Origin of the sequence: uncultured Gimesia sp., assembly GCF_963972345.1 — a bacterium.
Lineage (GTDB): Bacteria > Planctomycetota > Planctomycetia > Planctomycetales > Planctomycetaceae > Gimesia.
The window spans coordinates 1-13,858 of the sequence record NZ_CAXAVM010000072.1 but is presented as its reverse complement, the minus strand read 5'-3'; the positions used below and the strand labels follow the sequence as shown (position 1 = coordinate 13,858).

Here is a 13,858-nt window from a genome sequence, read left to right as displayed (position 1 = left end):
GTTGAGAACGGGAAATATCATGACATTGAAACAAACATCTGTCGGGCTAGTCCTTTCAGCCCTGCTTTGCATCTGCTCTCTGAACGAATTGAAATCCGCCGAGTCCAAACCATTTAGTGATTTCACCGTTGATAAAAAAGACAAGACCCACTGGTTCGACATCAAAAACCTGGGCGTGGAAGGCAAAGGCTGGACAGACACAGAAGCCTTTTTTAATCGTCTGCCTGCCAAAGCCAAAGGAGTTGTGCGGCCTCCCGTCTGGTCACTCAGTAAACATTCCGCAGGCATCGCCGTTCGCTTTGTCACCGACGCCACCACTATTAAAGCGAAATGGAAACTGACTTCTGCCAATATCGCCATGCCGCATATGGCGGCAACAGGTGTCAGCGGGCTGGACCTGTACGTGAAAACCGAATCAGGCAAATGGCGCTGGCTGGCGGTGGGTAAACCATCAAAACAGGAAAACAATGCGACTCTGATCTCAGACCTGATTCCCGGCAAACGCGAATACATGCTCTACCTGCCACTTTACAACGGTGTCGAATCCGTCGAAATTGGCATTCCCGAAACCAGCCACCTCTGGAAAGCGCCGCCCCGCGAAGCAGGCAAAGACAAGCCGCTCGTCTTCTGGGGAACGTCGATCACGCAGGGAGGCTGTGCCTCACGGACCGGCATGGTTCATACCGCCATCCTGGGCCGTCGCCTGGATCGCCCCGTGATCAATCTCGGGTTTTCCGGCAATGGTCGCATGGAACCAGAAGTATCCAAACTGGTCGCTGAACTGGATGCCAGCGTATTCATCATGGACTGCCTGCCCAACGTGACGGCTGAGACCGTCGCCCGGGAAACCGAACCGCTGGTCAAAACACTCCGAGCCGCCCATCCGGATACTCCCATCCTGCTGGTGGAAGACCGGACGTATTCAAACGCCTATCTTAAAAAGAGCAGCCAGGAACGACACCGCACCAGTCGGGAAGCCCTCAGGAAAGCCTATGAAAAACTGAAGCAGGAAGGCGTCAAAAACCTGTATTACCTGGAAGGCGAGACCCTGCTGGGAGACGACAGTGAAGATACCGTCGACAGTTCTCATCCGACGGACCTCGGCTTCTTCCGACAGGCAAATGCGTTCGAAAAGGTACTGCGCCCCATTCTGGAGCAGCAATCCAAGTGAGATCGGACCACTTCTGTCTCTTCCTGTTTCTCGTAACGCTGGCTGCGTGCGGGAAGCAGGAACCCAAGACAGAAAATCCAGCCACTGTCGCGCTGCCCGCCGAGTCACACTTTCAGGAATTTCACGCCGAGATCCAGAACTTCTGCAGCCACTGTCATCTCTGCCCTGACCCTGGTATTCTGACAAAAGAAGCCTGGCGAATGCAGATCCCGCGCGAATATGCTCACTTCGAACAAAACCCTGATCCCGGCCTGCGGGTCCCGCCCCAGTCTCAAGTCATCCAATACTTCGTTTCGCAGGCACCTGAAACACACAGCCTGCCAGAACAGAACACCCACCCGGATTCCGGCCCCGTCCGTTTTCGAAAACAGATTATTTCACGCACGGATTCAAAAGCACTTCCCGCCGTCGCGCATTTGAACTGGGCCAGTCACCACGGGCCGAAAGAACTCCTTCTCACCGACATGGGTTCGGGCGTGGTGGAACGAATTCGATTTGATGGAAAACAACTTCAATTCGAACCACTGGCAAAACTCAGTCACCCGGCCCATATTGAACGCGTCGACCTGAATCAGGATCAGCAGGACGATTATCTCATCGCCGACCTGGGCAGCTTTGGCCCGGCAGATCACGACCGGGGAATCGTCAGCCTGCTGACATTCAACAAAAAAACAGACTCCTGGCAGACACACATCTTACAGGAACACCTGGGACGCGTGGCTGATGCCAAAGCTGCCGACTTCGACGCCGACGGCGATCTGGATCTGATCATCGCCGAATTTGGCTGGCACAAAACCGGACGACTGCTCTACCTGGAAAATGTCTCTCCTTCAAAGACGGAGCTGAAATTTGAAATGCAGGTCCTCGACAACCGGCATGGCGCCAGTCATGTGCTGATTACTGACTGGAACCATGATGGACGACCTGATTTTGTCGCGTTGTTCTCACAGGAACACGAAATCATTGTCGCGTTTCTCAATGAAGGTCATGGGCAGTTTCGTAAAGAGACTGTTTACCAGGCTGCTGATCCCGCTTACGGATCGTCCAGTATCGCGCTGGTGGATCTCGATCAGGATGACGACCTCGATCTGCTCTATACCAACGGCGACACCATGGACAGTTTCGAACTCCGACCCAGTCATTCGCTGCAATGGCTGGAAAACAAAGGAGTATTCCCTTTTACCCACCATCAGATTGCCCCGCTGACCGGTGCTTACTGCGCCGCGCACGGCGACTTTGACGGCGATGGCGACATTGATCTCGCCACTTGCACCATGACCTGGGATTACAAAGAACAACGTAATACCATTGTCTGGTACGAGCAACACTCACCAGGCAAGTTTTTAGCTCACCCCCTTGATTACTCGATGGGCCAGCATCCCGTCATCACAGCCGGCGACTTCGATGGAGACGGCGCTATTGATCTGGCCGTTGGCAATTTTGAAGGACGTGAAACAGACCAGCAAGACAAAACTGAATGGTTCTCGATCTGGTGGAACGAAGGGCCGAAAAAACCAGAGTAATACCTGACGCCTCTGTCAGGGGCTCAACAGCTCACTGACGTTTTTCTCAGGATCAACCGAGAACACTGTTTTTGCATGCGGGTCTGAAACCAGGATGTTCTGTCCCTGGCGGGTGATTCCCACCGGATTTTTAAACGGTTCGCCGACCACCCATTTTTCTGTGGTTCCGTCGGCAGCGACTTTCCAGAGGGCTTTCTCATATCCGTCGCTCACAATCGCCGAGCCGTCGTCCAGCACCACGACATCATGGGGAAAATTGAAAGGTCGGCCTTTCACCACCACGGCGACTTTCCCGTCCGGACTGACTTTCAGCAGTTGATCTGCTGTCCCGGAAACGACCCACAGGTTTTCCCCCTGGTCCAGCGCCAGACCTCGAGGCGCCTCAACTTTGGCAAACAGAGTCGGCTTGCCACCCGCGGCGGGGACTTTCCAGATCTGCTGCAGTTCCAGGTCAGAAACCAGCAGGTCCCCGTTCTTCAACACTACCACATCCATGGGAATGCCGATTCCTCCGTTCGTCAGTGGCTGAGGCTTGGCCCCCGCTTTTTCAAACCGATACACTTCCCGCGTCGACGAATCACCGGCCAGAACATGTCCCTCCTTGTCGATCGCCACACAACGGACCGCATTGAGAGGCGTGCGGAAAACTTTCGAGCCGGTGAAAAAACTGGTTGCTTTGCCGTTCTCCACACTCCAGATGCCAGGCAGTTTACGATCGGCCACATAGACAGGGCCTTTGTCAGCTGCTGCCACGGAGAGCGGATACAACAGCTCCGCAGCCTGTACCATTTCAGTGGTACAGAGAGTCAACAAAACAAACCAACTAAGAGAAAGCAATCGCATCATGGGAAACCTGGGTTAAAATCAATGTGAGTCAGTCAGTCCGCATTCTACCGAATCAGTCAGGCAATTGCACTCGGGAATTCGCGATCAGGGTTCCAGCATAGAATTCCAGAAAGCCGCACTGTTCTGTCGTCGGGTATGATACAGACGCTGATCCTGACGTAACACTTTTTCGTCCGGATACGTTTCCGTCGGATAAGGATAACTCTGCATCTCGCGAAATGGCAGCGGCTCAACCGACTGCCCCAGAATCGTATGCAGGTTGGCATCCTTGTCCCAACCCACATTATGCAGCACAAAATCCCGCTTCCAGCCCGGCCTGACAGGCTCTGCAGGCACTTTGAACCGCAGCCGCATCTCATCCCCGGAGCCCATGATCACCAGGCGATTGTCAGCCGATTCCACCAGCGGTTTCACATCACCATAACGCGTAAAGCCTCCCTGCATGGGCGGCCACTGAATGCCGGTCGTGAGACTCTGATAGTCATAGCGTTCCGGCCCGTTGCCCGGATGGATGAGAGGCGTGGAAAATCCACGGTACTTCAACCGCGCCGATTCCAGTGGCAATGATTGCACCTTCAATTCCGCCGGCGTTTCGTCTACAGTAAAAAAGACTTGATCCCAGTAAAACTCCATATTCGTTTCGATCCGCACACGATAATCATCTGTCAGAAACTGCTCCGTCAGATCAACGACAATCGTTTTCGTCTTACCACCGGGAAATCCCATGAAGGGTTGAATGGTTTTCCATGCGCCCGTTTTATCAGGCACCGCCAGGGAAGGCGGTTGTGGGGAAGGCATGGAGGGATTCTCGGATAATGCCAGATTGATTCCCGTATCCGTTGGATAAATCCAGCCAGTCAGAAACAGTCTGATGCGAGGTGCCGCTTTCGTATCTTTGACTGCCGCCGTATTGAGATCCAGTTCCAGCGCATGATCTTCCGTCAGCCCCTGTCGATATTTTTCGTCGAACGTTTTGGCATACACATCATCCGCATTCCTGATTTCAGGCAGCACATCGCGGCCCTTATGATTCACAGCCGCGCGGGGCACTTGCGGATGTTGCACCGTATGAATTTTGAACGCCGCCAGATCGGGGGAACCGACCTTTTCATTCGAAAAAATCTTCACATCAGCCGGATGATCAACGGTTGAGAGCTGCACGGTATCAAAGTAGCCGGCTTCCCAGAGTTCTTCGGTGATTCGCAGTTCATACACACCGTCTTTCGGCTGGAGACGGTCTCCCTCAATTTTGAGATATTCCCAGTCACGACTGGGCGCCACCACTCCCTGTGCAAACTGCAGCCCGATGGGAGCCGCCCAGAGCAGATCTGTATAAAAGGAAAACTGCTCCCCGTCCCATGTATAAAGATAAGGACAGGAGCCCATCAATGTCTGCTTCTCATAGATTCGTTGATCAGTTTTCGAATTGATGATGTTGACGGGAATGCCATTAGTCCACAACACGCGAATCGCTTCGGCGACACTCTGATTCCCCAGACCAAAATGCGTCGACTGCCCGGCGACGATCTGCGGTTGATAGATTGTGCCACTGCGTAATTCCAGCAGACTGCCGATGCCATAATGATTCACGCGCCCACTGGCAGATTTGACTTCTCCCTTGATCTGCTCGGCCCGCAATGAAACATCAATCCAGTGATAATCATTGCCCATATTCTGCTGATACACAATCTGATCGCGTACAACAGTAATCACATCCAGGCTGCCATCCTGATTCAGATCGGCAAGGCGGTACTTCTGAATCGGCGCCGATGAACTGAGCACCTGATCTTTCACATATGCGGTCTGCTCCGTTCTCTGCTCTGCGGTTCCCAGTAACAGTTGCAGCCCGGTGGAACTCATTGCCACCACATCCATCACACCATTATTATTCAGATCACCAGACTGCAACACATTACCCTGTAAATTGACAGGCTCAATCCCACTGATTTGCTGTACGGAAGCAATCTGCACGCTGCCCGGTTCGGGTCTCTTGGTCTCAGCCAGCAATAACCCCTGATTGATCACTCCTATCAGGTCCCAGGAACCATTGCGATCAAAGTCCGCGAGAATACATTCTTCAAATTGATTTGCAGTAGGCCCGTCATTCACTTCGACCTGGGTAAACGGACGCCAGCGAAATCGACCATGACGTAAATTTTCCAGATAACCGGCCTGCTTCGACTGATGACTGCATAAGATCAGATCGAGGTCCACATCCCGGTCCCAGTCGACGCGGATCATCGAAGTTGCTGCCAGATCCGCAGGAGGCAACTGGCTTTGATCGCTGATATTTCGAAACGTGAAATCACCACGATTCGACCAGAGCGAAATCCCCTGCTCTGTCGACGCCACCAGATCCAGGTCGCCATCATGATCCAGATCCGAAAAATTGACTGCCAGCAGATCGGTAAGGGAATCCAGAGTTTCCGGCTGTGCTTTGATTACCAGAAGTCGCTGGCCTGTTTTCGAATCCATCTGATTTTCAAATACCCTGATTCCCGATTTTCCACTCAGCACCAGATCCAGGTCGGCGTCACGCGCTGGTGAAATGGGAAACTCTGTCGGCTCTTTTTTTTCAGTCGCCTCCGGTGGCGTCAGCGTTTGCACATCCGCATCCAGATCAACAACCGTGACCTCTCTAAATTCGCCTTCCAGTTCCTGCTGTGTGATCAATGCCCAGGTCTCTCCCTGCTGAGAATAGACGGAAACCTGTTTCGCGGTCAGCACAATCAAGTCTGGTTTTCCATCCAGATTAAAGTCGGCAACCTGGAAATCTTTGATTTCTGAAGTAAGAGCCGGGGAAAATACAAGGGGACGTGCAGCAGCAAATTCCACCGTACGCGGCTTCTGTGGGGTGGGCCAATCGACTGCCTGATAGAACGCCGGGGGAAAATCATGAATCACAAACTCCAGCGGGTTCTGTTCCACGCGTCGGCGATCACTTTTGACGAGGTCTTCCGCAATCAACACATTTCGCATAATGCGTGCGTTGCGGAGTACTACATTCCATTGACTGTCCTTGATTGCAGCCAGTGAATCTTCTATCAGCTGATTCAAATCCAGGCGCGTATGATCTTTGACACTGGCAGCGAGGGGAGCCGACAGCGTTTTGACTTTCTCGAACAGAGCCGCCACCTGCTCTGAATGTTGCTCTGCTGTGACCTGCAGATACTCCAGCGTCAGAAACAGATTATCAGGCTGCAACTCCCATGCTTTCGCCAGCGACTTATTCGCCTGCGATGGTTTGTCCTGTGCTGGAATCTGTTTTTGTACCTGTGACAATTCAAACCAGATCGCGGCATCGTCGGGTTTCAGTTCTGTTGCCTGGACAAGATCAGCCTGCGACTGGAGAGGTTTCCCCAATGCCAAATGGATACGGGCAGCCAGAATTGAACTGACCGCGGATTCTGGAAATATTTGCATCAGCTGTTTCAAGGCATTTACTGCCAGCGCTTCCAGTTTTTTCCCTGCCGGCTCCTGCGCTAATTTGTCAGGCGTCAGTTGCAGCAGGCGGCAGATCGTTAAATTGCGAAAGCCAATCTCTTCCGTAGGCAGCTGTTCTGTCAATTGTTCCAGCAGTTGATCCGCGTTGGCGTACTTCTCGTTCTCCAAGTAAGCGACACCTTCATTTTTCAGTTTCAGCAGTTCCTGTGCCCGATCATAGCTGATGAGCTCCAGATCACCTGGCGCGTTCTTCCCCTCCGGCGGTGCTTTGAGAGTCAGAAACAGCGCCAGCATCCCCAGAAACAGGACTGTTGCAGTAATGATAGCGAAATGCGAAGACCGGGACGGCATGAAACAAACCTTTAAGCAGAAATTCAACGTACTGGAATTCTTATCAATCAAGAATACACTTCTCGTACGCAGATGTCAGCTAAGACAGGATCGCTTAATAGGCAGAACGCCCCGGAAACAAAACCAGGATGACTGAGTGATCAGCCATCCTGGATGCTTTGTACTGGTTTTCGTTACGATGCGGGCTTATGAAAACAGTTCCCGCACGGGATCACCCAGATCGGTAATTGGCACGGGACGATCGCCGGCAAAAAGCTCTTCACTGGGATCGATACCCAGCGAAGCGTAAATCGTTGCATGCAGATCGGGGACAGAAACCGGACGGGAGACGATTTCTTCACCCAGTTCATTCGTTTCCCCGATGGTTTTTCCATTCTGCAGACCGCCGCCAGCGAGGACAACGCTGAAAGCCTTGGATTGATGTCCGCGGCCTCCGCCTCCATCGAAACCGGCAGGACGACCGAACTCCGAAGCGACAACGATCAATGTTTTATCCAGCAGCTTATTCTGTTCCAGGTCAAGTACCAGCGCTGACAGCGCGGAGTCCAGTTCCTTGATCAGCAGATGCTGGTTAAGTTGACCGTCGTTATGGGTATCCCAGCCGGTGCCGTTCACAAAGTTCAGGTTATGCGAGACTTCAATGAACCGCACGCCAGACTGAATCAGGCGACGCGACAGCAGGCAGCGTTGACCGAACTCACCGCCATACATGTTGCGGAGATCGCTTTTTTCATTGTCCAGCTGGAAGACTTTCATGAATTCAGGTCCGGACAGACGCAGCGCCTCGGCGACCGACTGATCGTAATCCTGAATCGTCTGTCCTCCCACACTTTTCTGGCGGAACTCGGCCCGCATTTTCGTCAGCAGACGTTCACGGCGATCCTGACGACTCTGATTGACTCAGGAAGAACGCGTGAAGCCACTGGGTCCGGCACTGGTGTCGGTCAGATAGATATACCCCGCCTGGCTGCCCAGAAAGCCGGGACCGCGGGTCACGTTGGGATACCCGATCAACACATACGCGGGGGCATGGTCACTGGCAGATCCCCGTTTGTGTGCTACGACAGAACCGACTGAAGGATAAGTAATCGTTCCGGTTGTCGGACGCCCGGTATGCATGCGGTTGGTTGCCGCCGCATGCTCGTCGATCACTTCATGATGTACCGATCTCACGATGTTGAACCGATCGAGAATCGGCGCGCATTTGGCAAGATGTTCACAGACTTCGGTTCCCTTAATCGCCGTCGGAATCGGATCATAATAGGAACCGGCTTTTTTCGTTTTAGGATCACCCTTGCGTTTGGGATCCCAGGTATCGATGTGGCAGGAACCGCCGCCCAGCCAGATCATGATACAATGCTCGGCTTTACCCACGGGCATCGGGAGTTTTTTCGCACCATGTTTTTTCTCAGCGTGTTTCTCAGACGCCAGCAGCTGCTGCCAGGGAGTTCCCATTGCAGACGCTGCCAGACCGGTGAGCGAAGCCTGTCTTAAAAAGTCACGTCGTGTCGAATCAAATGTGTTCATGGTTCACTCTTATGATTAATGTTGCAGGTTGGATTATCAGTCAGAATCGAGTTCGATCAGGGTACGAAAAGGAATTCCGGAGAATTCAACAACGTCCAGAGCATATCTTCATAGCGGTTCCGCCAGTCCTCGTTCAATCGTGCTGTGGGAAGATCCCCCTCTTTGACGGCTGCCTCCAGGGATACTTTAATTTCATTGGCCTCGGGGCTCAAATGATTTGACCAGGCCACCAGGTTGCGTGGCAGGGGCTCACGCGTGACGATCTCTGCTCCCTCGTTGATGCGTTCCGCATAACCAGGGCTGAGCAGTTCGACGAAAATTTTTAACTCAGTTTCGGTCGGTTCACGAGTGAGTGTCTTCAGTACCGTCTGCTTGATTAACTGGTCGACGGACTGTTTCTGTAACGCGAGGGCAGTAAAATCACTGTCGTCAGAAAGCCGGGTGAACCGCTTGCCGATGACTCCATTCGCAAGAATGGCCGGCTGCAGCGCCGTGGCCGCATATTCGCGAACTGTCACAGGACTCTGCCGTGTATCGCGCCAGCCAAACGTCTTCAAAAAAGTAATAAAGGGCTGACCGAAAGGCAGTGCCAGGCTGGGCCGGTCGCGTTCATTGGAAGGAGAAGTAAACTCCCACGCACGACGCGGTGTTCCCAGATCGAGTGAACTCTGGTAATTTCGGGCTCCATCAATATCAATACACATCCGACCGGCATCCAGAGGTTTGCCACAGATAGCAAACAGGGAATCGACAATCTGCTCGGCTTCCATGCGACGCAGAACGGGTGAAGAAAAATGATAGGTCGTATCCAGCAACCCCTGGATTTTTGTCATATCGGTCGCTGCTTCCCGCTGATACAGATCCGATTCAAAAATCAGTTGTGCCAGATACTTGATATCGTAGCCATGAATCACAAACTGCTGGGACAGGTACTTCAGCAGCTCGGGATGCGAAGGTTCCTGGCCATCCCAGTCATCTACCGGTTCCACCAGCCCATGCCCGAGATAGCGCTTCCAGACCCGATTCACAATCACATTCGCAAAGCGTTCGTTTTGAGGCGCAGTAATTGTCGCCGCCAGCTGTTGACGCGTATCCTGGGAAGACCGCAGGTAGCTCTCCGGATAAGCGCCGGGTTTGACGAGTTCATCAAACGTCCATTTAGGAGTCACATTCTCGCCGGGTAGCAGCGTGACTGAAATCAGCATCGAATTCGATTTGAAATCAAAACCGGGAACCGTACTGGTTTTGGGAACCCCCTGGGGGCTGCGTTTGAGCATCGCCGCCAGGCTGAACAGGTCGCGCTGTTTAAAATCGTGGAACGGTGCATCATGGCAGCGGGCACATTGCATATTCAGCCCCAGGAATGTCTGGCCGATAATATGTGCTTTGGCCGCCATCGGCGCATCGTTCTGTGATGCCATTTCGAAGCCGGCCGGACCGCCGAAATATTTACTGCCTTCCATCATCACCAGTTCAGTCAGGAACCGGTCGAAAGGCTTGTTATCATAGAATGATTCATGAATCCACCAGCGGAAGGGGCCGGTATTGTTCAATGTGGGATTCACAATGTTCGGGTTTTCGGCCAGCACATCCTGCCAGTAACCCACCCAGTTGTCTGCCCAGGCAGGATTATTGATCAGACGCTGAATGGCATTCGCACGTCGTGTTTGGGGATCGTCGGCCAGGTATTCGCTGATCTGCTCCGGGGAAGGTACGGTTCCCGTCGTATCCAGGGAGAGCCTGCGCAGGAAAGCCAGATCGTTGAGCAGAGGTGACTGTGCGACCTTCTCTTCAGCCAGTCGCTGATTGATGAAGTGATCGATGGCATTATTCGCTCGCAGTCCCTTCACAGCAGCAGGCACTTTGACTTGAGGCTGTTTGAGTACTTCTGTTTTCGCGACCTGATGCCGCGATTCCCAGTACTGATCTTCTTTCTCTGATGCGGCACGACGGCGTTCTGCATTGACTGCGATCAGGCTGTAACGATATTCGCGTTCGAAAGGCAGCCAGTCTGCATCTGTCAGCATGATGGTTTCATCGCCGGGTGTCAGCAGCTGGAAATCCTGTTTGGGCTCGCCAATAAATACAGCTGTTTCTCCAAAATCGGGACGGTGCCGCGAACCGCCGACTATCATTTCGAAGCGAACACGATGCGGTTTCCCGTCGCCGGTAAACTCGATGACTTTTTCCTGGTCACCGCGATGCAGTGGTCGAATATGGGGTGACAGACTGCGATCTACTTTAAACACATGTCCGTGAGCCGAACCGGAAATCTGATGGAAGCCGGTCTCAGCGACCAGCTTATCATCGATATACAATCGAGACGCATTGCGGGCCCGAACCAGAATCCGCTTCTGCCCCTGGGGAATCACGACGCGCGACATGGCGCGGACCAGAAACGGATCAGGTCGATCGACTTTGATACCTCGCGATGAATAGCGGTTGGGAATTTCGATGAGCGCGAAGTGCGGCTGTGTAAAAGATTCTGCCAGGCGCGGAGGACGGAACGTCCAGGATTTCTTGTTCGGCACCCCTTCCAGGATATCTACTTTGACGCGATCTTCAGGTATCGCCGTCCAGTCAATCTGTGGATCGGGAGCATGGTATTTGAAATGGGATGCAACCTGTTTGGCAGAGAGCGCCTTGCGGTACACCGCAAGTTCATCCATCTGGCCATCAAACGAACTGCCGGCGGAACCTCCCATGGAAGAACCGATCCAGACTTCGTCATTGTCCACCACAGGTGCCAGCGTGGTATCGCCGCCCATATCCCATTTTCCGGAGACAGGCTGGCCATCAACATACGCTTTCAGGCTTTTCTTTTTGCCGAAGGTATAAGTCACCGCCACATGGTGCCAGTTGTGAGCACTGATCCCGGCACCACTCGACGTCCAGCGATGGAAATCGGCTTTCTGATCTTTCTTTTCGGGTTGTCCCCGAAACAGAAAACTGATCTCAGAACCGGTGACCCGGAAGCCATAGTTCTGATTGTCACGGGCAACCCCTTTGCGGTTCGTCCGTCCTTTACCAATGATGTAATAATGACGCCCCGCTTTGGTGGAATTCAGATTCACCCATGCTTCCAGCGTGATCGCATCACCGGCAGTATAGTCGAGCACACTCTTCTCGCCCGGATCCACCACCCGCAGAAAACCTTCACCAGGCTGAAACGATGCTGCCTGATTCTTCGCTGAAAACAAAGGAAACTCGGAAGGCCGGGGCCCCGCTGCAGGGTCCGCCAGTTTACCGCTGACGAGTGCTTTGACTGGTTCGTTTTTTTCTTTCTCAGTTACTACGCTGCTGTAACCCTCTGGAGCGAGTGTCTCAAAATTCCAGTAAAGCGTTGGCTGGTCTGAAAGAATCAGCTCCCGATAACTGGCAGGAGTGGAAGTTTTGGCAGTTTTCTCTTGTTGAGCAGAGGAGGGGCTCGCAGACAGAGGCAGGGCGAGCGAGAGACTCAGCAGGCACAGGAAGCGCTTAACGAATGCCAGGTGGTTCATAGCGGGCAATTCCAATCATCAGGTTCTCAGTAGAGACGTCACAGCAGGCGAGATTTGTCGGCTTCTGAACTTTCCAGACTCGACAAACATACTGTACACAAGAATGCATCAAGGTCATAAATCGTGACCTACTCTAATATACCGGGAAGCACGCTGATCTCACGGCAAATTACTCTCCGATTATCCGATTTATGAAAGTTTTGGGTGAATACCCCCTCTTTTCCTGAGTTTCCGCATCTTCTGGTATGAAAAGTAGAAAATCACTCAAACGTTTAATAAAAGTGAATCTCCTGTACAGATCAGGGCTCAACTAAGGCACAAAGATAAATTCGGGAGAATTCAGCAAAGTCCAGAGCATGTCCTCGTAGCGGTTTCGCCAGTCGTCGTGGAGACGATTGGTGGGGGGATCTCCTTTTTTCACCGCCCCCTCCAGTTCCACCTTGATTTCGTTGGCCCGCGAATTCACATGGTTCGACCAGCTGACTAAATTTCGCGGCAAAGGCTCACGGATGACTGGTGCAGGATTGGGAATCACCCGCACTGCATAACCGGGCTGCAGCAGTTCAGAAAACAGTTTGCGTTCCTCCGGCTTTGGTTCACGCGTTAACGTTTTCATGAAAGTCGCTTCGATCAATGCTGCCAGAGTTTGATCCTGCAAAGCCAGTTCAGTGAAATCGCTGTCATCAGAAAGCCGGGTGAAACGCTGACCTAACAGGCCATTGGCCAGGATGGCCGGCTGGAGAGGAGTCGACGTCGATTCACGAACCGTAAGCGGGCTCTGTCGTGTATCCCGCCATCCGAATGTTTTCAGCAGAGCAATAAAAGGCTCCCCAAACGGCAGCGCCAGGCTGGGTCGATCCCGTTCATTGGACGGAGATGTAAACTGCCAGGCGCGACGTGGTGCTCCCAGGTCGAGTGAATTGTGATAGTCGCGGGCACCATCGATATCGATGCACATCCGACCGGCGTCGAATGGTTTACCACAGATCTCAAACAGGGAATCAACAATCTGCTCGGCTTCCATCCGTCGCAGGACCGGTGCCGAAAAATGATAGGTCGAGTCCAGCATGCCTTGAATGGCGGTGATGTCTGTGCTGGCCTGTCGTTGATACAGATCGGATTCAAAAATCAACTGAGCCAGATATTTCAGATCATAACCATGAATCACAAACTGCTGGGACAGATAGGCCAGCAGCTCAGGATGAGAGGGTTCCTGCCCCTGCCAGTCATCCACAGGTTCTACCAGCCCATGCCCCAGGTAACGTTTCCAGACCCGATTCACAATCACGTTCGCAAAACGACTGTTCTGTGGCGACGTAATCGTGGCGGCCAGTTGCTGCCGCGTATCCTGGGGAGATCGCAGGAAATTTTCCGGGAACCGGCCCGGCTTGACCAGTTCTTCAAACGTCCATTCAGGCGTCACCTTCTCTCCCGGCAGCAGAGTTACCGAGACGAGCATGGAATTCGACCGGGGATCGAAACCGGGAATGGAACTG

General features: G+C 53.0%; 6 protein-coding genes and 1 pseudogene. 2 read left to right on the top strand and 5 right to left on the bottom strand.

Annotated features, from left to right (window positions below):
• Positions 1–19: 19 nt before the first annotated feature.
• Positions 20–1,171, top strand: a complete 1,152-nt coding sequence (locus AACZ40_RS13850) for an SGNH/GDSL hydrolase family protein (protein WP_339674681.1) — start codon at positions 20–22, stop codon at positions 1,169–1,171.
• A complete protein-coding gene (locus tag AACZ40_RS13845; protein ID WP_291169966.1) occupies positions 1,168–2,694 on the top strand; it encodes an FG-GAP-like repeat-containing protein in 1,527 nt (508 codons plus the stop codon). Before AACZ40_RS13850 ends, AACZ40_RS13845 begins: the two co-directional genes overlap by 4 nt.
• A gap of 15 nt (positions 2,695–2,709) precedes the next feature.
• Here AACZ40_RS13845 and AACZ40_RS13840 read toward each other — a convergent pair whose 3' ends face one another.
• The 5 genes and pseudogenes from AACZ40_RS13840 to AACZ40_RS13820 form a co-directional block, all read right to left on the bottom strand.
• The gene (locus tag AACZ40_RS13840) at positions 2,710–3,540 is read right to left on the bottom strand and encodes a hypothetical protein (RefSeq protein WP_291169964.1); all 831 of its coding nucleotides are present in this window, start codon (positions 3,538–3,540) and stop codon (positions 2,710–2,712) included.
• Between the two features lie 84 nt (positions 3,541–3,624).
• Positions 3,625–7,335 (bottom strand): FG-GAP-like repeat-containing protein, encoded by a 3,711-nt coding sequence (locus tag AACZ40_RS13835; RefSeq protein ID WP_291169962.1) that lies wholly within the window; start codon positions 7,333–7,335, stop codon positions 3,625–3,627.
• A 186-nt stretch (positions 7,336–7,521) separates the two neighbouring features.
• Positions 7,522–8,715, bottom strand: a pseudogene (locus AACZ40_RS13830) (DUF1501 domain-containing protein).
• 203 nt (positions 8,716–8,918) lie between these two features.
• Entirely contained in the window at positions 8,919–12,362 is a 3,444-nt protein-coding gene (locus tag AACZ40_RS13825) for a DUF1553 domain-containing protein (RefSeq protein WP_339674678.1), read from the bottom strand.
• Between the two features lie 310 nt (positions 12,363–12,672).
• On the bottom strand, positions 12,673–13,858 hold a 1,186-nt coding region (locus AACZ40_RS13820; protein ID WP_339674676.1), incomplete at its 5' end, for a DUF1553 domain-containing protein.

Bases quoted from the DNA above. Each gene is read 5' to 3' on its own strand.
- AACZ40_RS13850 (WP_339674681.1), top strand. From the start codon at position 20: ATGACATTGAAACAAACATCTGTCGGGCTAGTCCTTTCAGCCCTGCTT.
- AACZ40_RS13840 (WP_291169964.1), bottom strand. From the start codon at position 3,540: ATGATGCGATTGCTTTCTCTTAGTTGGTTTGTTTTGTTGACTCTCTGT.
- AACZ40_RS13835 (WP_291169962.1), bottom strand. From the start codon at position 7,335: ATGCCGTCCCGGTCTTCGCATTTCGCTATCATTACTGCAACAGTCCTG.
- AACZ40_RS13825 (WP_339674678.1), bottom strand. From the start codon at position 12,362: ATGAACCACCTGGCATTCGTTAAGCGCTTCCTGTGCCTGCTGAGTCTC.